The organism is Pontibacter mucosus, from assembly GCF_003054055.1.
GTDB classification, from domain to species: Bacteria; Bacteroidota; Bacteroidia; order Cytophagales; family Hymenobacteraceae; genus Pontibacter; species Pontibacter mucosus.
Genome location: NZ_QBKI01000001.1, coordinates 443,544 through 465,437, shown reverse-complemented (window position 1 = coordinate 465,437; position 21,894 = coordinate 443,544). Strand labels below are relative to the sequence as shown.

General features: G+C 54.3%; 22 protein-coding genes. 13 read left to right on the top strand and 9 right to left on the bottom strand.

Annotated elements, in window-relative coordinates; all coding sequences use genetic code 11:
• The first annotated feature begins 18 nt into the window (after positions 1-18).
• Positions 19-552 carry a hypothetical protein gene (locus C8N40_RS02085; protein WP_108210133.1) on the top strand — a complete coding sequence of 178 codons (534 nt, stop codon included), beginning with the start codon at positions 19-21 and terminating at the stop codon, positions 550-552.
• 80 nt (positions 553-632) lie between these two features.
• Here C8N40_RS02085 and C8N40_RS02080 read toward each other — a convergent pair whose 3' ends face one another.
• On the bottom strand, positions 633-1,262 hold the full coding sequence (locus C8N40_RS02080; RefSeq protein WP_108210132.1) for a YdeI/OmpD-associated family protein: 630 nt from the start codon (positions 1,260-1,262) through the stop codon (positions 633-635).
• A 146-nt stretch (positions 1,263-1,408) separates the two neighbouring features.
• On the opposite strand from C8N40_RS02080, the gene C8N40_RS02075 reads away from it, so the two are divergent.
• Entirely contained in the window at positions 1,409-1,744 is a 336-nt protein-coding gene (locus C8N40_RS02075; protein WP_108210131.1) for a DUF4286 family protein, read from the top strand.
• Between the two features lie 270 nt (positions 1,745-2,014).
• On the opposite strand, the gene C8N40_RS02070 is transcribed toward C8N40_RS02075, so the two are convergent.
• From C8N40_RS02070 to C8N40_RS02050, 5 genes are all read right to left on the bottom strand, one after another.
• Positions 2,015-2,335, bottom strand: coding sequence for an antibiotic biosynthesis monooxygenase family protein (locus C8N40_RS02070; RefSeq protein ID WP_108210130.1), 321 nt, complete (start codon positions 2,333-2,335; stop codon positions 2,015-2,017).
• Between the two features lie 47 nt (positions 2,336-2,382).
• A complete protein-coding gene (locus tag C8N40_RS02065) occupies positions 2,383-2,853 on the bottom strand; it encodes a GNAT family N-acetyltransferase (protein WP_108210129.1) in 471 nt (156 codons plus the stop codon).
• Positions 2,854-2,952: 99 nt separating this feature from the next.
• A complete protein-coding gene (locus C8N40_RS02060; protein WP_108210425.1) occupies positions 2,953-3,708 on the bottom strand; it encodes an acyl-[acyl-carrier-protein] thioesterase in 756 nt (251 codons plus the stop codon).
• Positions 3,709-3,831: 123 nt separating this feature from the next.
• Entirely contained in the window at positions 3,832-4,254 is a 423-nt protein-coding gene (locus tag C8N40_RS02055; RefSeq protein ID WP_108210128.1) for a hypothetical protein, read from the bottom strand.
• Between the two features lie 125 nt (positions 4,255-4,379).
• Complete coding sequence (locus C8N40_RS02050) at positions 4,380-4,838, bottom strand: hypothetical protein (protein WP_108210127.1); 459 nt, start codon at positions 4,836-4,838, stop codon at positions 4,380-4,382.
• Between the two features lie 203 nt (positions 4,839-5,041).
• On the opposite strand from C8N40_RS02050, the gene C8N40_RS02045 reads away from it, so the two are divergent.
• Complete coding sequence (locus C8N40_RS02045; protein ID WP_108210424.1) at positions 5,042-5,572, top strand: REP-associated tyrosine transposase; 531 nt, start codon at positions 5,042-5,044, stop codon at positions 5,570-5,572.
• 197 nt (positions 5,573-5,769) lie between these two features.
• Here C8N40_RS02045 and C8N40_RS02040 read toward each other — a convergent pair whose 3' ends face one another.
• A complete protein-coding gene (locus C8N40_RS02040; protein WP_108210126.1) occupies positions 5,770-7,953 on the bottom strand; it encodes a prolyl oligopeptidase family serine peptidase in 2,184 nt (727 codons plus the stop codon).
• A gap of 259 nt (positions 7,954-8,212) precedes the next feature.
• Here C8N40_RS02040 and C8N40_RS02030 point away from each other — a divergent pair, with 259 nt between their 5' ends.
• Positions 8,213-8,869: a 2OG-Fe(II) oxygenase gene (locus C8N40_RS02030; RefSeq protein WP_108210124.1), complete on the top strand. Its 657-nt coding sequence runs from the start codon at positions 8,213-8,215 to the stop codon at positions 8,867-8,869.
• Positions 8,870-9,010: 141 nt separating this feature from the next.
• On the opposite strand, the gene C8N40_RS02025 is transcribed toward C8N40_RS02030, so the two are convergent.
• Positions 9,011-10,012 carry a sugar phosphate nucleotidyltransferase gene (locus C8N40_RS02025; RefSeq protein WP_108210123.1) on the bottom strand — a complete coding sequence of 334 codons (1,002 nt, stop codon included), beginning with the start codon at positions 10,010-10,012 and terminating at the stop codon, positions 9,011-9,013.
• A 220-nt stretch (positions 10,013-10,232) separates the two neighbouring features.
• Here C8N40_RS02025 and C8N40_RS02020 point away from each other — a divergent pair, with 220 nt between their 5' ends.
• The 6 genes from C8N40_RS02020 (at position 10,233) to C8N40_RS01990 (ending at position 17,597) form a co-directional block, all read left to right on the top strand.
• Positions 10,233-10,811, top strand: coding sequence for a LemA family protein (locus tag C8N40_RS02020; RefSeq protein ID WP_108210122.1), 579 nt, complete (start codon positions 10,233-10,235; stop codon positions 10,809-10,811).
• 67 nt (positions 10,812-10,878) lie between these two features.
• Complete coding sequence (locus tag C8N40_RS02015) at positions 10,879-11,316, top strand: TPM domain-containing protein (protein ID WP_108210121.1); 438 nt, start codon at positions 10,879-10,881, stop codon at positions 11,314-11,316.
• An 8-nt stretch (positions 11,317-11,324) separates the two neighbouring features.
• Positions 11,325-12,107: a TPM domain-containing protein gene (locus C8N40_RS02010; RefSeq protein ID WP_108210120.1), complete on the top strand. Its 783-nt coding sequence runs from the start codon at positions 11,325-11,327 to the stop codon at positions 12,105-12,107.
• Positions 12,108-12,948: 841 nt separating this feature from the next.
• Complete coding sequence (locus C8N40_RS02000) at positions 12,949-13,338, top strand: BlaI/MecI/CopY family transcriptional regulator (protein WP_108210118.1); 390 nt, start codon at positions 12,949-12,951, stop codon at positions 13,336-13,338.
• Positions 13,335-15,275, top strand: a complete 1,941-nt coding sequence (locus tag C8N40_RS01995) for a M56 family metallopeptidase (protein ID WP_108210117.1) — start codon at positions 13,335-13,337, stop codon at positions 15,273-15,275. Before C8N40_RS02000 ends, C8N40_RS01995 begins: the two co-directional genes overlap by 4 nt.
• Positions 15,276-15,467: 192 nt before the next feature.
• Positions 15,468-17,597 (top strand): T9SS type A sorting domain-containing protein, encoded by a 2,130-nt coding sequence (locus tag C8N40_RS01990; protein WP_108210116.1) that lies wholly within the window; start codon positions 15,468-15,470, stop codon positions 17,595-17,597.
• 84 nt (positions 17,598-17,681) lie between these two features.
• On the opposite strand, the gene C8N40_RS01985 is transcribed toward C8N40_RS01990, so the two are convergent.
• The gene (locus tag C8N40_RS01985) at positions 17,682-18,152 is read right to left on the bottom strand and encodes an Hsp20/alpha crystallin family protein (RefSeq protein WP_108210115.1); all 471 of its coding nucleotides are present in this window, start codon (positions 18,150-18,152) and stop codon (positions 17,682-17,684) included.
• A 614-nt stretch (positions 18,153-18,766) separates the two neighbouring features.
• On the opposite strand from C8N40_RS01985, the gene C8N40_RS01980 reads away from it, so the two are divergent.
• Genes C8N40_RS01980 through C8N40_RS01970 form a run of 3 tightly spaced genes read left to right on the top strand, consistent with a single transcriptional unit; the run spans position 18,767 to position 21,681 of the window.
• Positions 18,767-19,639, top strand: coding sequence for a DUF3667 domain-containing protein (locus tag C8N40_RS01980; RefSeq protein ID WP_108210114.1), 873 nt, complete (start codon positions 18,767-18,769; stop codon positions 19,637-19,639).
• A 25-nt stretch (positions 19,640-19,664) separates the two neighbouring features.
• Complete coding sequence (gene dgt / locus C8N40_RS01975) at positions 19,665-21,038, top strand: dGTP triphosphohydrolase (RefSeq protein ID WP_108210113.1); 1,374 nt, start codon at positions 19,665-19,667, stop codon at positions 21,036-21,038.
• Between the two features lie 52 nt (positions 21,039-21,090).
• A complete protein-coding gene (locus tag C8N40_RS01970; RefSeq protein ID WP_108210112.1) occupies positions 21,091-21,681 on the top strand; it encodes a CDP-alcohol phosphatidyltransferase family protein in 591 nt (196 codons plus the stop codon).
• The last annotated feature ends 213 nt before the right edge of the window (positions 21,682-21,894 follow it).

Here is a 21,894-nt window from a genome sequence, read left to right as displayed (position 1 = left end):
CTTTAAAAAACCTTTACCATGAAAAAACTATTTAGACCTTACCTGACTATTTTCTTGCTAGGCGCACTGTTTATATCTACTACCTCCTGCAGCGACGATGACGATCCGGCTCCGCTGGAAGACGAGGAAAACATCACCTCTATGACGCTGACGCTGGAGCCAGTTGCCACCGACAAGGGCATCCAGACGGCTACGGCCACTTTTACAGCCGGCAGCAAGCCAACGCTCAGCCTGGTTCCGAACACGCAGTACACCGCCACCATCACCTTCAACGACAAGATTGAGGATGAAATCAGAGAAGAGGCGGTAGACCACGAGTTTTTCTTTGACGCTCCTGAAGACGTGCTGGTCGTGCAGAAAGTCGTGCCGGAGGATTTTGACAGCAACGGCCGCCCGGTAGGTCTGAAAACCAGAATGCTGACCGGCAACGCCGGCCAAACCGGCACCCTGAAGGTCACACTGAAACACCAGCCAGGCCTTAAGAATGCCGACAGTGACGTAACCGTTGGCGAAACGGACATCGAGGCATCCTTTACAGTGAACATTCAATAGCCATACGAGCTATACCATACGCCAAAAGAGGCGCAGTTCGGTTGAACTGCGCCTCTTCTTTTATACTTTGATTTATACTCTTATACTTTCCTGTTTGCCATCGCCTCCACGGTTTTGGCAATGCGGCGGGCACGGGTCTCGGGCCTTTTGGCCTCCAGCACCGCCACCACGTACTCCTTGCGGTGCGTAAAAGCCATACTTTCAAAAGCCTCCAGCAGCCCTGCCTCCTGCAGCGCCTCCTTCAGGTCGTCGGGTACCGTTACGGTTTTCGTTTTCCGGTCGATGCCGGGCATGTCCACCCCGAATGTGGAGGGCTGTTTGCGCGCTGCCTGCGGCCTGAACCGCAGCGCCGACCATACTTCGTCCACAGCCACCTGCCGCACCGGCTCATACTGCATGCTGCCCATCACCTGCCAGCCATTGTCGCGGGTAAGGTCTGTTTTTATGCCGGACGATTTCTTGGGATAAGCCACCCAGAGCAGCCCTTCAGGTTGCAGTAGCGCCACTGCCTGCGGTGCCAGTTGCTCCAGCTCGCTGGCCTGCTGCACAAACAGCAGCACCGCCCCGTAGCTGCCCACGCTCGGCGCCTCGTCCGCTCTTATAAACGTATAGCCTTCCTGCTGCAGCGCCTGCGCCACATCCTCCGGGGCCATCAGCAAAAGTATAGCGTGCTCTTTTTTGAGCTGTAGTTTCTTACCAAGGTCTGCCATTGTTGCTCTGTTTCTGAAAGTATAACCGGGCCTAAGCTACTACAAAAATCACATTTCTGCGCCGCTGTTTATACTTTTCGCAGGCTGCGCCCGAAGCCCATACTTATACTTTGGCCATGTTAGCCCGGATTTCGTAATTTTGTAGTATGATTTTATATAACGAAACGATAAGTGTGGATAACGCCGTAGCCGACGAGTGGCTGCAGTGGATACAGGAAGAGCACATTCCGGCCGTGATGGGCACCGGTTTTTTCCTGGGCAACCAGGTTAGCCGCCTGCTGCACGAGATAGCCAACGGTGGCACCACCTACGCAGTGCAGTATACCTGCCGCAACATGGAGGATTTGGAAGAGTACCAGCGCGACCATGCCGCAGCCATCGAAACCCGCCACCACCAGCGCTATGAGGGAAAGTATGTGATCTTCCGATCGATGCTGGAAGTTGTGGCCCGTGATGTGGAGCGCAAGCAGGAGAACGAGTAAGCTCTGCAGGAGTTAAAACAAATAAGCCAGCAGCTAATGTATAGCTGCTGGCTTATTTGTTTTATGGCTCTTCTTATACTTATACCATTACTAAGTCAGTATGGCGTACATAAGTACCCCAGCTCGCCTCTGGCCGCTTTAAGTTTTATGGTATAAGTATAAAGGCGGGACGCCACCAAATGACGCACACTCGCCAGAGGCGAGCGAGGGCACAAGCTAAGGCGCACAACTTGCTTAATATTGTTATTCCTTTATACTTGCCCCGGCCGCTTAGCCTTTATAAAAGCCATAGTCCCGCTCTACTTTCGCGATCCGCGTTTTGAACTCCTGGTACCACACCTCCCGGCCTTTGTTGCGGGCTACAGTGTGCTCCGCGTTCTCGCGCCATGCTTTAATCGACTCCAAATCCCGCCAATAGGATACTGTGATGCCTACCTCCTCGCGGGCAGACTCTACTCCCAGAAAACCCTCCTGCTGCCGGGCCAGCTCCACCATTTTGTCTGCCATCTCGGCATACCCTTTGTCCCCGTCGGTGCGTGTGGAAGTAAATATGACGGCATAGTAGGGCGGTTGCGGCGTTTGAGAAATCATAGTATATACGTTTTGGTCCTCTAAAGCGCGGGTGGTCAGGCGGAAGTTTAACCTACGTACCGATGGATCTGCTCCTCGGTCATGTTGCAGTTGATCCACTCGCCATCCAGGTCGGCTCCTATTTTTTTGTAGAAGGCAATGGCCGGCTCGTTCCACTCCAGCACCTGCCACCGGAAGCGCTTGGCGCCGGTGTCTTTTGCTTCCTGCGCCACCGCATCGAAAAGTCTTCTGCCTATCCCTGCGCGGCGCAGCCTCTCCGTCACCACCAGGTCTTCCAGGAACAGCATGCGCCCCTTCCAGGTAGAGTAGGCCGTGTAGTAGAGCGCGATGCCCACCACACCGTCTTCGTTCTCGGCCACAAAAAATTTGTAAATCGGGTTTTCCCCGAAGCCGTCGCGCTCCATTTCCTCCAGCGTGTTGGTTACCTCCTGCGGCGCCCGCTCATACTCGGCCAGCTCCTGTATCAGCGCATACACCTGCGGCAAATCGTCTACCGTTCCTCTTCTTATCTCTATCATAATGTTCGCTATTCGTTGTTAGTTATTCGTTGATAGATGCACTACAACTTTCTAACCTTCTAACTTCCAAACTTTCTAACTCCTAAACTCCCCAACTCTCTAACTTCCAAACTCCTGCCACGCTGTCCTGGCTTGCACCAGTTCCTTACCGCTCTCCTGGCTGGTGAGTTTGTGCAGGAAAGTATGGCCTTGCGCATCAGCAGGCGCCACCGCCGACACCACCGTATCGCCCAGTATACTTTCGGCTTTAAAGATGATGTCTACCTCGCGCAGCTGCTGTTGCTCGAGCACTTCCAATGGCAGTGTATCCAGGGCCCACTGCAGGTAGCGGGTGTTGGTGACGTGGCGGTTCAGGTCGATGTCGTGCCAGCGCACGGGCACTTGCTGCTCGTGCTGCGCCTCCTGCAGTTGCGGCAGCTTTCCTTTGGCAAAAGGCAGCGGCTCCTGGCCCGGTACTATCTCTACGTCCATAATAAAGTCGGGTACCGACACGAGCTGGCGCTTCACCACGTCCATCACCAGCCACACGCTCGTTGCCTGGCCCAGCAGTTCCTGCTCCGAAGTATACATCCTGAAATCGCGGTGCAGGAACACACGCTCCCGCCCGGAAGCCCAGGTTTCCACAGTAATTTTGTCGTTGTGGCCGGGGTAGCGGAACATCTCCACGCACATGCGCTGCAGCACCCACGTCAGGCCGCGCTCCAGCAAGTCGTACATCGAGATGCCCAGGTCGCGGGTGTTCTCCCAGGCTGCCTCCTGCATATAGCCCACCAGAGCCGGCAGCGTCGCGTGCCCCCGGTAGTCTACCTCGCCGGAGCGAACGGTAAATTCACTTGCCCCTGCCTTTGACTTCATCGCCTGGTTATACTTGTTGTGCTGCAAGGTACGCAAGAATCGCGGCCGATGCCACCTGAAAAACGCAAAAGCACACCTGTTGAGGTGTGCTTCCGGTGCAATAATTTTAAGCGTAAGCCCCTGTTACATCATGGCTCCTATGCCCATACCCAGGAACATAAACAGCATGCCCAGCCCGTAAAAGGCCAGCATGATGATGGTGAGTATGCCCAAAAACTTGAACAGCGATTTGAGGTTGGCGAAGGAGGAGGCCAACAGCTCTTCGTCGTGTAAACGAAGGGCATCCTGCATCTTGCCTGAAAAACGGTGCAGGTAGAGCACCGTGAAGAAGCCGCCTCCGGCCATGCCGATAGCCTCCTGCGGCAGGAACATGCTCATGGCGGCCCCCGCGAACAAGCCGGCCAGCACCATGATTCCGATCATGACATAGCCTATGATGGCCAGAAATTTCCCCCACCTGGCTACCTCGCTGAGATAGCCCGCCGAAGAGGGAGTGATACTGAAGGGCTGCGGCGCCCCTGCATTTGCGTAAAGTCCTGAATCCATGTTTGTGGTGGTTAGGTGAACGATGTATTTAAAGTATGAAAAAATTTCTATACTTCATACAAAGTGGTTGTCTCACCTTTCATCTATACCCCACCAGCACCACGGGAGCCGCTTGTATACTTTCTCTAAAAGCTCAGCTCCGACACACCCGTAGCCAGCATCCCCAACGACAGCCCGAAGAACAGGAGGAAGAGCACCAGCATGATGGCCATGAATTTGAAGAGGATCTTGAGTTTGTTTACCGCCTTGTGCACCAGTTGCCGGTTCCGCTGCTCCACTCCCTGCTGCATCCGGCCAGCGAACGTATACAGGTACAGCGACGGGAAAAAGTATACGAGCGCCACGAAGGCATACACCACAATGGCAAACCCCGAGAAGCCCACGTCGGTGGTGCGCTCTTCCATCCCCGGCGCCATGAGGATTTGCTGCATAAACAGCCCGAACACCAGCACAAAGCCTGAAAGTATAAACCCAAGTATAGCCAGCACCCTCGCCCACCTGGCCGTGTCGTGGAGGTTGTTCAGCAGCCTTACGTCCAGGTATAGCTCGTCCTGGCCTGCGGTGTTGTTTTGATCTGGTCTCATGGGGCTAATTTATACTTGCAGCTTTATAGCAACCTATAAATATACTAAAAACCCTATAGCGTTTTTGCCTGGCTTATGTTTCGTTTTTGAAAATAGCCAAAGAAGTAACGCTCGCCTCCGGAGAGTGTGCGCTATCCCGGGCCTCTGGCCGCTTTCATACATACTGCGTAATGTTTTTGCATACCGGCCAGTTAGATTATATTATGAGCGAATATCGCAAAACGACACCCGACGACTTATACTTTATTACCCTGACCGTAGTGGGCTGGGTAGATGTTTTCTCCAGAAAGGAATATAAAGACATTCTGGTTGAGAACCTGAGACATTGCCAGCAAAAGGAGGGGTTGGAAATCTTTGCTTATGTAATCATGACAAACCACCTGCATCTGGTGGTCCGAAGGCAGGATGGCAACTTGACAGAGCTTCTTGGCAGATTTAAAAGCTATACAGCCAAAAAGATTTTGGACAGTCTTGAGAACAATCTGCAGGAGAGCAGACGCGAATGGCTGCTATACTTATTTTCATACCTCGCCAAAGCCAACAAGCAGTATGGCAAGTATCATTTCTGGAGCTACAAAAACCACCCTGTCTTGCTACACACTAACGCGATTATCGATCAGAAGGTAGATTATATTCATCAAAATCCTGTGCGAGCTGGACTGGTAACGGAGCCTGAGCATTATGTGTACAGCAGCGCCTGCACTGATAGCCCGCTAAAGGTTTCTGAGCTGTAAGCTTTAGCGGCCAGAGGCCGCATGATAACGCACACTCGCCGGAGGCGAGCGAGAGCTCATTACTCCGTCAAACACTCCGCTCGCGTCCAGCGAGAATAAGGTATCCGGTGACCTCTGGCCGCTTTAAAAAGCAAAAAGCCGCACCACCCAAAATGGGCGGCACGGCTTAAAGTATAAAGGCAGATTTATACTTGAGGTTATTGGTTCAGGTAGGGGTTTACGCCCATGTTCTGGTAGATGAAGGCATAGGTATCCGCCCACTCCTGGATCAGGAGCGAGGTTGGCTTACCGGCACCGTGGCCTGCGCGTACATCCACGCGGATCAGGTATGGGTTGCCCGGAGCGCCTTTGTCCTGCAATTCAGAAATATACTTGAATGAGTGCGCTGGCACCACGCGGTCGTCGTGGTCGGCAGTCTTCACCATCGTGGCTGGGTACTTCACACCTTCCTTGATATTGTGCAGCGGAGAGAACTGATACAGGTTCTCGAACTGGGCAGCGTTATCAGCAGAGCCATACTCCGGCACCCACGCCCAGCCAATGGTGAACTTGTGGAAGCGCAGCATGTCCATTACACCTACCGCAGGCAGAGCCACTTTGGCCAGCTCAGGGCGCTGCGTCATGAAGGCGCCTACCAGCAAACCACCGTTTGAGCCACCGGCTACGGCCAGCTTCTCAGAAGAAGTATACTTCTGGTCGATCAGGTATTCAGCAGCGGCAATGAAGTCGTCGAACACGTTTTGCTTGTTTGGCGTCATGCCGGCTTTGTGCCATTCCTCGCCATACTCACCGCCACCGCGCAGGTTCGGCATCGCGTACACGCCGCCGTTCTCCAACCACAGCATGTTGGCAATGCTAAAGCTTGGCGTCATGGAGATATTGAAGCCACCGTAAGCGTACAGGTACGTTGGGTTGGTGCCGTCCAGCTTCAGGCCTTTCTTGTGCACGATGAACATGGGCACCTTGGTTCCGTCCTTCGAAGTATAAAACACCTGCTTCGTCTCATAAGCTTCCGTGTCCACGTTTACTTCTGTCTTGCGGAACAGGCTCACCTTGTTGTTCGGAACGTCGTAACGGTAAATGGTTGGCGGATAAGTGAAGGAGGTGAACGTGAAGAACGTCTCCTTGTCTTTCTGGTCGCCGCTGAAGCCGCTCACCGTTCCCAGTGTAGGCAGTTCAACCGTGTTCAGCTGCTTGCCGCTCTGGTCGTACACCACTACCTGGCTGGTAGCGTCTTTCATGTAGGTCACGATGATGCGTCCGCCCACTGTGGAGATGCCCCGGATCACGTTCTGCGACTCCGGCACTACGGTTTTCCAGTTAGCCTCCTGTGGTTTTTTCGGGTCGATGAGCACCAGGCGGTAGCGCGGCGCGTTCTTGTTGGTCATCACCAGCAGCTTGTCGCCGAAGTTATCCACCACGTTGTACTCATTCTCGAAGTTGTCCACAATTGGTTTAATGGTGGATTTCGGATCAGCGAGGTCTTTGTAGAACAGGGCGTTGGCTCCGCTCGCGCCTTCCGATGCGTTCAGGATCAGGAAGCGCTCGTCGTTGGTAGTCTGGCCGTAGAAGTTACGCAGCGCGTGTGCCTTGTCCTCGTAAACCAGTTGGTCCTGGCTTTGCGGTGTGCCTATTTTGTGGTAGTATACTTTGTGGTACTCGTTCTTGTTGGCCAGCTTGTTACCCTCGGTTGGGGCATCGTAGCGGCTGTAGAAGAAGCCATCCTTGTACCAGCTTGGCCCGGAGAATTTCACCCACTCCAGCTTGTCGTTCAGCATTTTGCCGGTAGCCGCGTCCATTACCTGGTAGGTGTTCCAGTCGGAGCCGCCGCTGGAGGTACCCACCGCCACGTACTTGCCATCCTTAGAGAAGGCGAAAGCGGTCAGGGCCACGGTGCCGTCCGAGCTCAGTTTGTTCGGGTCGAAGAACACTTTTGGCTCCGACTCCAGGGTTTCCTGCACATACAGCACGCTCTGGTTCTGCAGGCCATCGTTTTTGTAGAAGTAGTATTTGCCGGCTTTCTTAAACGGAGCGCCATACTTTGGGTAGTTCCAGATCTCGGTCAGGCGGCTTTTGATGTTGTCGCGGAAATCGATATCGCCCAGGTAGCTTTGCGTTACCTCATTCTGTGCCTGTATCCAGCTGTCCACCTCCTCGGTGTGGGTTTCGAGCCAGCGGTACGGGTCGGCTACTTTGGTGCCGTGGTAGTCATCCACGTGGTCAACTTTCTTCGTCTCAGGGTAATTTAGCTGTACCTCCTCTGCGGAGGCCGCGGTTGTTTCTGTCGTCATGCCAGTGGCAGTTGTCTCTTTCTGGGTGGTGGTGCATGCCGATGCAGCCGTGAGGCCACCGGCCAGCAGCAATACTGTTGTCTTTTTCATAAAAAGCTTTTACCGGAAATTGTTTAAGGTGCTTTTAGAGCAGTCAGCACACAAGTTACAAAAAATACGCCAACAACTGCGCGCGCCACCTGCTCTTAAAGCGGCTCACGCGCCGGAAATGGCCGATTATAAAAATAATTTCTTCATTTCTTTACAGGAAAACAGCTGGTTTATACTTTTGTCGGCTTTATTCCTGAACTGCAGCCAACAAATACAGTATGCAGGTTGAAAGCATCAATCATAGACCTGATTTTGAAGTATGCGTATGGTGTGGGAAGACGAAGAAATGCTGCAGAAATTTGAACAAATCGCCGACAGGCTGTCGGACAAGGGCTACGCCATCATTGACAACTTCCTGGAGCCGCAGGAGGTACAGGACCTGCTGGGCGTGCTCCTGCTCCATAAGGAACAGGGGGCTTTTAAAAAAGCCGGCATCGGCTCTGCCGACCGGGTGGTAGTAGACAAGGAGGTGCGCGGCGATTATATCCGCTGGATTGAGCCTTCTGAGGCGCTGCCGCCAACCCAGGTATTTCTCGAGCGCATGAACGAACTGCTACGCTACATTAACCGCACCTGCTTCCTGGGTTTGAGAGACTATGAGTTCCATTTCACGGTATACCCGCCGGGCACCGTGTACCAGCGCCACATCGACCAGTTTAAGGAAAGCGACCACCGCCGCCTCTCCTTTATCTGCTACCTGAACGAGGACTGGCTGCCCGAGCACGGCGGCAACCTGCGTTTATACTTGCCCCAGGAGGACGGCACCGAAGAAGAAGTGGATATCCTGCCCATCGCCGGCCGCCTGGCCTGCTTCCGCGCCGACCTGATTCCACACGAGGTGCTGGCCGCCACCCGCCACCGCTACAGCCTCACCGGCTGGATGCTGGACCAACTGAACGAGCTGACATTTTTATAGGAACCGTAGCACGTAGCTCGTATCAAGTAGCACGACTGCAATATTTGACTTATAGACGATGGACTATTTGACAAGGGACCATTGGTCAACACCCGTTATGCAGCTCTTTTGTCCTTTGTCATAATGTCTTTTGTCAAGAAATCACTGTCCGAAATTAATCTCGGTACTGTCGCCGATGTTGAGGCTGTGGCTGAAGCCCTTGAAGGAGGCATCGCTGCCGATGATGGAGTCGTGCATGACGGCAAAGCGCAGCTCGGAGTAGGAGCCGATAATGGAGTTGCTGAGCACGCAGTTGGTAACGGTGGTATTGTCGCCGATGGCCACGTTGGGGCCGATGATGGAGTTGGTGATAACGCAGCCCTCGCCTATACTTACCGGCGGAATGATGATGCAGCCAGGGCAAAGCCGGCTGTAGTCGCGGTCGCGGAACTTGGGGCGGCTGAGCAAGGTGGCATTTGCTTCCAGCAGCGTTTCCTTGCGGCCGCAGTCAAACCAATGATCCACGCTCCAGGGAACCATTTTCTCGCCGTTCTTTATCATGTGCATCAGCGCGTCGGTCAGGTGGTATTCGCCCTGCGTTCTCAGGTCCTCTGTGATAATGTGCTGTAGCGAAACGAGCAGTTTCTGCGGGTGCATGATCTTGTAGAGCCCTACCAGCGCAAAGTTCGACTTGGGGATCTTGGGCTTCTCCACCACTTTCACCACGAACTCATCGCGGCCCATCTCTGTAACCCCGAACAAGGAGGGTTTGGCTACCTTTTTCACGCCCAGCACAGAATAGGGAGCCTCTATAATAGGGGTTAGGTCCACGTCCACAATCGCATCGCCGAGCATGATAAGTATACTTTCTTCCTGCTCGTAGGTATGGCGGGCCACCCAGAGCGCGTGCCCCAGGCCTTCGCGTGGCTCCTGCACTACAAACTCCGCCCTGGCCTGCGGGTACTTCTGCCGCACGTAGCGCTCCACTTTCTCGCCCAGGTAACCGATGATAAAGACAAAGTCCGTTATACCTGCCTCCAGCAGCTTGTCTATAATATGGCCCAGGATGGTGTTATCGGCTACAGGTACCAGCGATTTGGGTTGGGTGTATGTGTGCGGACGAAGCTTAGAACCAACGCCAGCTACAGGTATAATTGCTTTCATCCACTATACATTTCCTGCAATATATTGAATCTAACCTTCAATGTAAAGGCTATCAAGGAGTAACAGCCATACTTTTACACGCTTTTTCACCTCCTGTACATATAGCTGTATTCCAATTATTCGATAATAATCCCGGCTTTCTAACAAGCATTTGCTAAATTCGTACTCATATCGCCCTGGGGGCACACAAAAGCGTATAGTTGAAAAACACATCAAAACCATGAAAAGACTGTTTCTTTACTTTATCGGATTTATCATGATCAGCTCGCTCTCATCGTGCGGCTACAACACTATGGTGCAGAAAGATGAGAATGTGGAGGCACAGTGGGCCAACGTGCAGAACGCCTACCAGCGCCGCGCTGACCTGATTCCTAACCTGGTGAACACCGTGAAGGGCGCCGCCAACTTCGAGCAGGAGACCCTGACACAGGTTATCGAGGCTAGAGCCAAGGCCACCAGCGTCAACATCAGCCCCGACAACCTGACCCCAGAGAATATCGAGCGTTTCCAGCAGGCGCAGGGCGAGCTGAGCAGCGCACTGAGCCGCCTGCTGGTGTCCGTGGAACGGTACCCGGAGCTGAAAGCCAACCAGAACTTCCTGGAGCTGCAGGCGCAGCTGGAGGGCACCGAAAACCGCATTTCCGTGGAGCGGCGCAAGTTTAACGAGTCCGTGCAGGATTACAACTCCTACATCCGCTCCTTCCCGCGCAACTTCATAGCCGGCATGTTCGACTTCGAGAAGAAAGGCTACTTTGAGGCAGAGGCCAGCGCCCAGCAAGCCCCGACGGTGGAGTTTTAATTGCTGATTGTTAGTTGCTGATTGTTTTCGGAGCACTAACAACAATTAACTATCAACAATCAAACCTATGCCTAGAGACGTAATAACGCCCGCCGACGAGAAAATCATAACGGCTGCCATACAGGAGGCTGAGCAGAAAACCTCTGGTGAGATACGGGTGCACGTGGAGAGCAACTGCGATAAGGACGTGCTGGACCGCGCCACCGAGATATTTGCCGAGCTGCACATGCACCAGACCGAGCAGCGCAACGGCGTACTATTCTACATCGCCCTGGAAGACCATCAGTTTGCTGTGCTGGGCGATGCGGGCATCAACGCCTCCGTGCCCGACCACTTCTGGGAGGACATTACGGCCGAAGTGATAAAGCACTTTAAGCAGCAAAAGTATGCCGAGGGCCTGGCGCGTGGTATCCGCATGGCCGGCCAGCAGCTGCAGGCGCACTTCCCCTACGACCGCCACACCGACACCAATGAACTAAGCGACGACGTCTCCTTCGGAGAATAAGTATACTTATGAAGCACTTTCCCCTTTTTCTTTACTTCTGCCTCCTGAGCCTGACTGCCTTTGCGCAAAACAGTGATTTTCCGCCCAAGTCTGACCGCCTCGTAAACGATTACGCGGACATGCTTAGCCCGCAGGAGGAGCAGGCCCTGGAGCAGAAACTGGTAAACTACGCCGACACCACCTCCACACAGATAGCCGTGGTGCTGGTTACCTCCACAGGAGGCTACGACCCGAACCAGTATGCCGCGGAGCTGGGTGAGCGCTGGGGCGTGGGTGCCGGCAAGTATGACAACGGTATTGTTATACTTGTGTCGAAGGACGAGCGCACTGTTACCATCCAAACCGGTTACGGACTGGAGGAGTACATCCCCGACGCGATTGCCAAGCGCATCACGGAGCGCACCTTAAAGCCGGCCTTTTCGCAGGGGCAGTTCTACCAGGGCATCGATCAGGCCACAACCCTTATTATTGAGCTGGCCAGTGGCGCCTACCAGGCCGATCCTTCGCAGATTGGGGAGGGCGGCGGTGGCCCGGGCATACTTTTCTTCATTATTCTGGTGATTGTGGTAGTGATTATACTTTCCAAGATGGGCGGCGGAGGCGGCGGCAGAGGAGGCAGGCGCTATGCCCGTACTTTCGGAGGGCCCGTTATCATACCCGGAGGCTTCGGCACCTTCCGCTCCGGCGGTGGTATCTTCGGAGGCGGGGGAGGCTTCGGAGGTGGCGGCGGCGGCTTCGGTGGCTTTGGAGGAGGCTCCTTCGGCGGCGGCGGCGCCAGCAGCAACTGGTAAAGTATAAGACTAAAGTATAGGCAACCGGTCAGTGGCAAAGTATAAATCCGCCACTGACCGGTTTTCTTTTTGAGGGTGGGCAGTTTGTCTGTTCTCCAGTGGATAGGCTGCAATGCTATGTAGCCTCTAGCTCTACCCGAAAGAGCCTTCAGCAGTACCGGGTCGAACCACCCCTAACCCCTCCTTAGCCAAGGAGGGGAGCCTGTAATTGCTTTAGCTGAAGTATAAGTTTCATAGCCTTGGCTCTCGCGCGGACAGGTCGCGACCTGTCCCTACAAAGTATAAACCCAGCAGGCGATTAACATCCCCCTACCCCCTTCAAAGGGGGACTTTGGCTGAAGCTCCGTCAGCCGTGGCTATCGATTCTGTTCCCAGCCTTTGGGTTGAGCGCCTTCTAGATTTCCGGTGCCGCTGTGGCGGCATTGCGACCGAAGGGTAGCAAAGGAAATGTAGACAGCGCGATGCCCGAAGGCGAGGCCTCCCGGCCTAGGAGGGAGCCAAGTATGAAATGAAACTGTAGCTTATGTAAGGCTGGAGGATGAACAGTGGCTAGAGAAAGGATAGCTTGGTTCAAGTGGAAGGAAGCAGCGGCTATTAGAAGGCACAAGTGGACGCTTGCACCAGTGAAAGTATAAAGCATAGCCGAAGTATAAACAGACATCTGCGAAGGGAGATTTAAACTAAACACCTTATGACTCCCCAATTCCTCACACAAAAAACTGCCTTCCCCGCCATCACTCCCTATAACTACGAAAAATATCGTAAATAAAACTTTGTATTACGAAACTATTCGTATATACTTGTAGTAAACAAAACTGAACCCCCTAATACCCTCAACCTTATGACCTTATCTCAAACCCCCAAACCCACGGAAGCCGAGCTGGAGATACTGCAGGTGCTTTGGCAGTATGGGCCCAGCACCGTCCGCTTTGTGCACGAGGAGCTGAGCCAAACCAAAGACGCCGGCTACACCACTACCCTCAAAATCATGCAGCTGATGACCGAGAAGGGCATGCTGGAGGCCGACAAATCGAGCCGCTCGCACATTTTTAAGCCACTGCTGCAGGAGGAGGATACCCAGCAGCAGCTACTCAGCCGCTTCCTCGACACGGCTTTCCGGGGCTCAGCCAGCAAGCTGGTGATGCAGGCCCTCGGCAACAGCCGCACGTCTAAAGAAGAACTTGATGAAATCCGGGACCTGTTAGATAAACTGGAAGGAGGTGCCAAATGAACCTGATTGAAAACCTGTTGCCCGGGGGGCTGGTAAGCGCCCTGGGCTGGACACTGCTGCACGCGCTGTGGCAGGGCGCCTTTGTGGCGCTGCTCCTGAGCCTGGTATTGGTGCTGTTGCAGCGCCACCCAGCCCAAACCCGCTATGCGATTGCCTGCGGGGCCATGCTGCTGCAGCTGCTGCTGTCGGTGGGCACGTTTGTGCTATACTTTAGCAAGGCCGATGTGGCGGTGGCGCAAGGTATGGCGCTTGTGGTAGAAACACCTACAGCCACGCAAGCAGCCTCTTTCTGGGCCAGCCCACTCGGAACGGCGCAAGTATACTTTGAACAGCACCTGCCACTGCTGGTAACGCTGTGGTTGCTGGGCCTTACACTGATGGCGCTGCGCTTTATGGGTGGCCTGGCCTACTGCAGGCGCCTGCGTTACCATAGAACTTCTGAGCTCGGCCAGCAGTGGCAACAGCAGCTGGACATCCTGCGCCGGCGCCTGGGCGTGTCGCAGGCGGTGCGGCTGGCTGAGTCGGCGCTGGTGCAGGTGCCGATGGCCATAGGCGTGGCCAAGCCGGTTATCCTGCTGCCCATCGGCGCAGTAACCGGCCTGACGCAGGCACAGGTGGAGGCTATACTTGCCCATGAGCTGGCCCACATCCTCCGCAAGGATTACCTGCTGAACCTGCTGCAGTCGGTAGTGGATATGCTATACTTTTACCACCCGGCGATGTGGTGGGTATCGGGAGTGGTGCGTGCCGAGCGCGAGCACTGCTGCGATGATATGGCCGTGGCCCTTTGCGGCGACTCCCTCACCTACGCCCGCGCCCTGACCGAGCTGGAGGCCATGCGCATGCCGGCCGCCCCAAGTATGGCGGTGGCTTTTTCGGGCCGCCAAGGCTCGCTCATGAGTCGCATTAAACGCCTGGTGGGGCAACCGCTAAAGCCGACCTTTACCGAAGGTTTCGCCGCTGGGCTGGTGCTGGTGGTGGGCATGCTGGCGCTCTCGTTGGGGGCGGTGGCCGAGAAAAAGCCGCTGGTGGCAGAACAGCTCAAGCAACCGGAAAATAAAGCAGCCGCAGTTACCGATGAAACTGCCGAGCCTGTCGAAGCTATCAGCTACACCGCACAGGATGGGCAGGGTAACAACCGCAACATCGTCATCATCACCAACAAAAAAGGCAAGGTAAAAGAGCTCTACGTGGATGGGAAGCGCATCCCTAAAAAAGACATAGACCAGTACAAAGACCTGATAGACCAGCGCCTGCAGGCTACCAACAATGCCCCTAAAGCCACACGCGAGGAGGTAGAGGTGCTCATGCAGGAGGAGCGCGAGGCCATCGCAAACACGCCACGGCCAAACATCCGGGAAGAGCGGGTGATCATAAGAAGGCTTAACGGAGATGAAGAGCCGCCGCTGCCACCGCTTCCCCCTGAGCCGCCTTTACCGCCTGTACCAGCTCCACCAGCACCTCCGGCTCCGCCTGCCGGAGCAAGTGAGAAGGAGAAGAAGGCTTATGAGCGCGAGATGAAGCAGTATCAGGAGGAAATGAAGCGCTACGAGAAGGAGGTAGGAGAGGCCATGAAGAAGTATGAACAGGAAGTTGTGGTGAGACGTATAGGGCAGGACAGCCTGAGAATTATGGTCAACCGAGACAAGCACAGAACCGAGGAAATGAGAGCCAAAATGGAAGCGCACCGGCACGAACTGGAGGAGCGCCGCGCCGATCTGGAAGTGCGCAGGGAAGAGTTGGCCGAACGCCGCCAGAAGCACATGGAGAACATGCGCCAGATGAAGGAGGAACTGGTGAAGGACGGGCTCATTGAGAGCGACAGCAGCAACCTCAACATCCAGATAAACAACGGCGAGTTCTTTATCAACGGCAAAAAGCAGCCGCAGAAAGTATACGACAAGTATAAAAAGTGGCTCCACCCCGACAAAGAGTAAGCCACCCTGCCTAACGTATAAATAACCAGACAAAGCCTGCCTTTGAAGACAAAAGGCAGGCTTTGCTTTTTTTAACAGGATGCGGGTTATATCTTACAGCTTGCATATATATCCCTTTACAGGGTATTTTGCGTAAGTAGCGTATTGGCCTAAATGCCGTTTTACAAACTGTCATCACCCATACCTAACTTTATGGCTAACATGTTTCCGCTGCACCAGGCATGGCACCGTATTTTGCGTGTTTTGCTGCTTCTTCTGCTCATTTCTGTCCCGGCTTTTGCCTCCGACACCCAGCACATGATCCCGGTATCGCTGCAGGAGCGGGTGCAGCAGGCTGAGATGGTGGTAGAGGGCGAGGTTATCCGGCAGGAGTCTTTCTGGGACGCCCGCCAGGAAAACATCTATACTTCCAACATCATCAAAGTATACAAGTCCTTTAAAGGGGAGGTAAGGGCCGAGGAGCTGGAGGTAATTACCGAGGGCGGTACCGTGGGCCTGAAGAAGCACGTTTTCTCTACCGCCCTGAAGCTGAAGAGGGGCCAGCAGGGCCTGTTCTTCCTCAAGCGCCAGCAGCTGCTGCAGCGCACCCCCGGCAACCTGCCCCTAAGCACCCGCGCCTACGCCAGCGAGCAGGGTTTTGTCAGGTATAACATCGCAGACCGCACCGCTAACGGCGTGTTCGACAGGTATAGCAGCGTACAGGAGCTTTACAAGGCAGTAAGCGAGAGAACAGGGCAGCAGTTCCGCGTCGTTTCCGAAAACCAGCGGCTGAAGGCCGCCACCACGCAAAACGCGCAGCAGCAGGAGCAGAGCGTGATGGCCCCCGTGGTTACCAGCTTCTCGCCGAAGGTGGCCAGCGCCGGCACAGGCACTGTGCTTACCATAACCGGCACAGGCTTTGGCAGCAGCCGTGGCAATGGCTTTGTGGAGTTCAGAAACGCGGATGACGGTGGCCAGACCTTCGTGAAGCCGCTTCCATCGGAGTATATTTCCTGGAGCAACACCCGCATTACCATGTACATTCCTTCGGTGATGCAGGACGAGGGCACCGCAGGCTCCGGCACAATAAGGGTTACCACTAACGATGGCAGCTCTTTTACCACCTTACAGCCAATTACCTTAGAGTTTGCCTACTCCAACATCGATTTCAATAACAAGTCTTTCCGCCCCATACTTACCAACCAGAACGGGGCCGGCGGCTACACCATCTATTACTCTGAAAGCATGGAAAGCCGCCTGGCCGCCAAGGAAGGGTTCAGAAGGGCGGTCAATACGTGGGTTTGCGTGTCTCAGATAAACTGGACGATAGGCGGGCTCACCAGCCGTAACACCGCCGCCGACGACGGCTTTTCTGTGGTGCGGTTCGCCTCGCAGTCCACGGTGGGGGAGCAGGTGCTGGCGCGCACCATCAGCCGCTACGAGGGCTGCGCCAGCCGCGTCACCAACGACACGCTGTTCTGGGTGTCGGAGTTTGATATGGAGATCAACAGCGACATCGACTGGCAGTACGGCCCCGGCGGGCCCGGCTCTCGCCAGTTTGACTTCGAAACCGTGATATTGCACGAGCTGGGGCACGCCCACCAGCTGGGCCACGTGAACCTGGAGCGCGCCGTGATGTTCTATGCCATCGAGAGCTCCCGGCTTGAGCGCGACCTGAGCCAGCTTGACATCAGGGGTGCCAACCTGATCATGGAAAAAAGCGCCGGTGAGAACAGTTGTAACGAGCCGCCCATGGTGCCCAACCCGAACGGAGAATGTAACCTGGCTCCTGAAATCCTGACACTGGAGGCGCAGTTCAACTCCTCTAACGCCGTACAGGTACTCTGGACGAGCCGGGGGGAGCAGCAGGTGCGGGAATACATCGTGCAGCGCAGCCAGGACGGTGTAACCTGGGAGAATGTGGGCACGGTAGCCGGCAGAGGCCCAAGCAATAACGACCTGGATTATACCTTCACCGACCCGGACCCGTTACGCAACCAATCTTATTACCGCCTGGAGGTCGTCTACAACAGCGGCGACCCTGCCTTCTCGCCCCGGGTGGTGGTGGTAAATTCTGCCGATTTGCGGGTGCTGCGCTACTACCCTAACCCAATCGGGGGCGGCAACACGCAACTCACCTTAAGCTACCTGGTAAGCCGATCGGGCAACATGACGGTGCAGATCTACGATTCCAGGGGGCAGGAGGTGCGAAGTTACCAACTTAGCTTCAGCTCCGGCACCAGCGCCTACAACATAGACCTGCAGGGCCTGGCCGCCGGCATATACTTCCTGAAGTGGAAAGAGGGGGGCAGAAACGGCACCGAGCGCATCATGGTGCTGTAGCAGCTTTGGCAGATACAAAAACAGGGCGGCCGGGGAATACACCCCAGCCGCCCGCTTTCATTTATACTTTGTTATCGGCTTCTTTTAATCAATCTTTATTCTGCGGCCTGGTTTTTCCTGGGTACCGCCTTTTGGCACCATCACGTGTAGCACGCCATCCTTATAGCTGGCCTTTATATCCTGCTCCTTCACAGTCTCTGGCAGCCGGAAAGAGCGGCTAAAGGAACTGTAGTTATACTCACGGCGCATAAAGTTCTCTTCCTCTTCCTTGTTATCCTCCTCCCGCTCGCAGCTGATGGTGAGCATGTTGTTGTGCACGTCGATGTTAAAGTCCTCCTTTTTCATACCTGGCACGGCCAACTCAATGCTAAAGTCCTTTTCATTCTCGCGGATGTTGGTAGCGGGCATATTCGCCATCATCTGCGGGCCCACACGCGAGGGTATACCCCAGAAGTCAGTGTCGAAGAATCGATCCACATCGCTGAATAGATCTGAAAAAACGGAGCGGGTAGGCGTCATGCTTCCCTTGTTTCTCCTGGACATTAAGTTTGCCATAGTTCTTACCTCCTTTACTTATGTTTTAAAACTAAACTTATACCACAAAACATTGGCTTTTGCCATTATTATTTACGGGTACGTATAGGATACGTTGTGCCAAAGCAGGGGTGTTAGAGGGTGCGCAGCTTCCGGTAGAAAAGTAAAAAGGCAGGCAGCTTGTAGTCTGGGGGAACTACTGCTGCCTGCCTTTTCAGGGATTTGGCGCTGGCTTAGGCAGGTGCTTTGTGTAGCACATGGAAGAAATTTCTGCCCGGCCTGTCTGCCACTTTTGTTGGTTGGAGTATTAAGGGTTTTCTAAGCTTGGAAAGACTGTGAACGATAGCACAAAAGTGCATGCATAGTTTATGTAACACAAGGCATTCGAAGGGCCCTTTGTTACATCAGAAAACCGCTTGTTTTAACATTTATCCAAAGTCCGAAATGCGATTCCGGAGTTTAAGCGCACATTACCATGGTCCACCACCCTACAATTTGTCACATCAGCTTATGTCAGGGCGGCGTGATTTTTCAGGAATTTTCATGTGAACAGCTTTCCCATAGCAGAGGAACATTACGGCGAAACCGTATATTTTTAATATAAATTTTAAAATAAACCAGTATGCCAGAGAGCCATGGAAAAGAAACGACGCAAGCTTACCCAGTGCCCCAACTGCGGCTATACTTTTGAGGAGGTAAACAACTACTGCCCCAACTGCGGCCAGGAAAACCATGACCTGAACGTGCCGGTAAAGCACCTGGTGGAGGAGTTTCTGGAGGGCACCCTGCACTACGACGCCAAGTTCTGGGTAACCCTGAAGTACCTGCTGTTTAAGCCCGGCCTGCTGACCGAGAAGTTTATACTTGGGCAACGCGCCTCCTACGTGCCGCCTTTCCGGCTGTATGTGTTCATCAGCCTGGTGTTCTTCTTCATGCTGGCCATTAGCCCCAACACCATGCAAGTGGGCCTGAACCAGGAAGAAGCCATGAAGCAGCTGGGGCCCGAGGAGCGGGAAGCGCTGGCCGAGCTGGACTCGCTGCAGGGAAAGGTGCCCGCCCCTATACCGGCACAACGCCTGAAAGCACTGGTAGACAGGGCCCAGAGCAATGACGTGAACAGGGACGTGCTGCGCGAAAAACTGATTAAGAACACGTCCTTTCTGATGTTCCTGCTCATGCCGCTGTTCGGATACCTGCTCTACCTCTTTTACAGAAAGCTGCGCCGTAACTACGTGGAGCACCTCATGTTCTCCATCCACACGCACGCTTTCTTCTTTATCCTGTTCACGGTATACCTGGGGCTCAAGTTCTTTTTGCCTGAGGGCGTGGATATTTTCGCGGCAGTGGTGCTGGTTACGGCAGTTTATGTTTACTTTGCCATGCTGCGCGTGTACAAGCAGGGCTACCTGCAAACGCTGCTCAAACTTATACCTGTTTCGTTTATTTACCTGCTCTGCCTGGCCATCGCCCTGCTCGGGAATGTGGTGGTAAGCCTGATGCTGAGCTGATTTATACGTGCTATACTTGCCTGCCATGCCTGAAACTATACTTACCTGGGACAAGCTCCTTTCCAAAAAGCGCTTCGAGACAACTGATAAAAAGTATACTTCCGATGAGTCGGTGCGGGGCGAGTTCCAGCGCGACTACGACCGGATTGTGTTTTCCTCGGCCTTCCGGAGGCTGCAGAACAAGACGCAGGTGATGCCCATGCCCGAGAGTGATTTTGTACACACCCGCCTGACGCACAGCTTGGAAGCCTCGGTAGTCGGACGCTCGCTGGGCCGCATCGTGGGCAAAAGTATACTTGAGCGAAACCCTATTCTGGCAGAGGAGAAGAACATTCAGGAAGCTGATTTCGGGGATGTGGTGGCTGCCGCCTGCCTGGCCCACGACATCGGCAACCCGCCCTTCGGCCACTCCGGCGAGGACGCCATCTCCGCCTACTTTCAGAGCGATGAGGGGCAGCCCTACCTGCAAAACCTGACAGATGCCGAGAAAGCAGATTTATTGAGCTATGAGGGCAACGCCGCCGGCTTCCGGGTGCTTACTTATACGTACCCGGCGCACTGCAATCTGCCCGGTGGCCTCAGCCTGACCTACACCACGCTGGCTACCTTTACCAAGTACCCGAAGGAGTCGCTGCCTAAGGTGGCCGGTACCAAAAACACCAGTGAGAAGAAGTATGGCTTTTTCCAAACCGAAAAGGCCTGGTTTAATACCATTGCACAAGAGTTAGGGCTGCTGAAGAAAGGAAACGAGAGCGAGGTGTTTTACCACCGCCACCCGCTGGCCTTCCTGGTAGAGGCTGCCGACGACATCTGCTACCGCATCATCGATTTTGAGGATGGCCTGAAGCTGGGGCTGGTGCCGCAGGAGCAGGGCATGAACCTGCTTCGCCAGATCCTCAACGACGACCCCAACCGCAAATCCAGCCTCACCTTCTTCGATTGGAAAGAGGAAATCGGCTACCTACGGGCACGTATCATTAACAAGCTCATTGAAGAGACCACCGCCATCTTCCTGCAGCACGAGGAGGCGATGCTCGCCGGCACGTACGATAAGCCGCTCATTAATGAGGTAAGCAGCAAACCTGTACTGGATGAGATAAAGGACCTGTCCATCCGGCTGATTTACCAGAACCGCCCGGTGCTGGAAATCGAAGCCGCCGGTTTTGAGGTGCTCGGAGGCTTACTGGATGCAGGCATCAAAGCGGTATTCAAGCCCGAGTCGAGGCACCACCGCAAGCTGGCTGCCCTCATCCCGCCGCACTACCTGCATTTGCAGGAAACCGCCACTGATTACGAGCGCATCCTCCACATCTGCGACTTTGTGACCAGCCTCACCGACCAGGCGGCCCTGAGCCTGTACCGCAAGATAAAGGGTATTGAATTACCTAGGATGTACTAAAGTATCTTTATTTAATCACAATGCGTATGAACTAAGTCTAAAGGTTCAGCGCATGTCACAGTCTCTGTTCAAGTTTAAGACTTACAGGCTGCAGGATTGGCTATCAGCCTACCGGCTGCTGGCGGTTCCATTGCTCTTGTACACGCTGCTCAGCAGGCAGCAGACGCCCTTTTTGGTGCTGCTATCGCTAAGCTTGGCTACCGATGTGTTGGATGGCTTGCTGGCGCGCCGGCTAAAGCAGGAGAACCGGCGCGGCGCCCAACTCGATTCTTATGGCGACCTGCTCACGGTGCCGTTCATGCTGGCCAGCCTTTTTATCTTCAAGCCTGCTTTTCTGGAGGAGCAGGCGGTGCTGCTAAGTGTACTGGTGGGGCTATACTTTCTGGAGCTTGCCTCTTCCATCCTTCGCTACGGCAAACCCAGCAGCTTCCATACGTACCTCGATAAAACTTCCTTTATACTTCTGGGCATCTTCTACTTTAGCCTCTTTTTGTTCGGGTTTATCGACTGGCTGTTTTACGCGGCTATGGCGGTGGCTATACTCGGGGAGCTGGAGGAACTGGTGCTGGTACTGCTGCTACCAAGGTGGCAAAACAATGTAAAAGGCCTTTACTGGCTCTTACAGGAAAAGCAACTCAAGTAGCATTTGCCCTTTCTACCGGCCCTCTTCTGCCTGCCTCTTTTTCGTCTATAAAATCACCGGATTTATCTTTCTCCTCTTCTCATCTGTAGAAAGCGGCCGTCTGTTACCCTGCCACATTCGTTTCTTAGCGGCTTTTGAACTAATTTTAGACGTTGTGGCACCGCTGCAGCAAGGGGGCTGTTGGCCCGATACACCCTTTTTTTAAACAAACAA

Excerpts from the sequence above, each read along its gene's own strand:
- C8N40_RS02085 (WP_108210133.1), top strand. The coding sequence starts at position 19 with ATGAAAAAACTATTTAGACCTTACCTGACTATTTTCTTGCTAGGCGCA.
- C8N40_RS02080 (WP_108210132.1), bottom strand. The coding sequence starts at position 1,262 with ATGGCAGACCTTGGTAAGAAACTACAGCTCAAAAAAGAGCACGCTATA.
- C8N40_RS02075 (WP_108210131.1), top strand. The coding sequence starts at position 1,409 with ATGATTTTATATAACGAAACGATAAGTGTGGATAACGCCGTAGCCGAC.
- C8N40_RS02070 (WP_108210130.1), bottom strand. The coding sequence starts at position 2,335 with ATGATTTCTCAAACGCCGCAACCGCCCTACTATGCCGTCATATTTACT.
- C8N40_RS02065 (WP_108210129.1), bottom strand. The coding sequence starts at position 2,853 with ATGATAGAGATAAGAAGAGGAACGGTAGACGATTTGCCGCAGGTGTAT.
- C8N40_RS02060 (WP_108210425.1), bottom strand. The coding sequence starts at position 3,708 with ATGAAGTCAAAGGCAGGGGCAAGTGAATTTACCGTTCGCTCCGGCGAG.
- C8N40_RS02055 (WP_108210128.1), bottom strand. The coding sequence starts at position 4,254 with ATGGATTCAGGACTTTACGCAAATGCAGGGGCGCCGCAGCCCTTCAGT.
- C8N40_RS02050 (WP_108210127.1), bottom strand. The coding sequence starts at position 4,838 with ATGAGACCAGATCAAAACAACACCGCAGGCCAGGACGAGCTATACCTG.
- C8N40_RS02045 (WP_108210424.1), top strand. The coding sequence starts at position 5,042 with ATGAGCGAATATCGCAAAACGACACCCGACGACTTATACTTTATTACC.
- C8N40_RS02040 (WP_108210126.1), bottom strand. The coding sequence starts at position 7,953 with ATGAAAAAGACAACAGTATTGCTGCTGGCCGGTGGCCTCACGGCTGCA.
- C8N40_RS02030 (WP_108210124.1), top strand. The coding sequence starts at position 8,213 with ATGCGTATGGTGTGGGAAGACGAAGAAATGCTGCAGAAATTTGAACAA.
- C8N40_RS02025 (WP_108210123.1), bottom strand. The coding sequence starts at position 10,012 with ATGAAAGCAATTATACCTGTAGCTGGCGTTGGTTCTAAGCTTCGTCCG.
- C8N40_RS02020 (WP_108210122.1), top strand. The coding sequence starts at position 10,233 with ATGAAAAGACTGTTTCTTTACTTTATCGGATTTATCATGATCAGCTCG.
- C8N40_RS02015 (WP_108210121.1), top strand. The coding sequence starts at position 10,879 with ATGCCTAGAGACGTAATAACGCCCGCCGACGAGAAAATCATAACGGCT.
- C8N40_RS02010 (WP_108210120.1), top strand. The coding sequence starts at position 11,325 with ATGAAGCACTTTCCCCTTTTTCTTTACTTCTGCCTCCTGAGCCTGACT.
- C8N40_RS02000 (WP_108210118.1), top strand. The coding sequence starts at position 12,949 with ATGACCTTATCTCAAACCCCCAAACCCACGGAAGCCGAGCTGGAGATA.
- C8N40_RS01995 (WP_108210117.1), top strand. The coding sequence starts at position 13,335 with ATGAACCTGATTGAAAACCTGTTGCCCGGGGGGCTGGTAAGCGCCCTG.
- C8N40_RS01990 (WP_108210116.1), top strand. The coding sequence starts at position 15,468 with ATGGCTAACATGTTTCCGCTGCACCAGGCATGGCACCGTATTTTGCGT.
- C8N40_RS01985 (WP_108210115.1), bottom strand. The coding sequence starts at position 18,152 with ATGGCAAACTTAATGTCCAGGAGAAACAAGGGAAGCATGACGCCTACC.
- C8N40_RS01980 (WP_108210114.1), top strand. The coding sequence starts at position 18,767 with ATGGAAAAGAAACGACGCAAGCTTACCCAGTGCCCCAACTGCGGCTAT.
- dgt (WP_108210113.1), top strand. The coding sequence starts at position 19,665 with ATGCCTGAAACTATACTTACCTGGGACAAGCTCCTTTCCAAAAAGCGC.
- C8N40_RS01970 (WP_108210112.1), top strand. The coding sequence starts at position 21,091 with ATGTCACAGTCTCTGTTCAAGTTTAAGACTTACAGGCTGCAGGATTGG.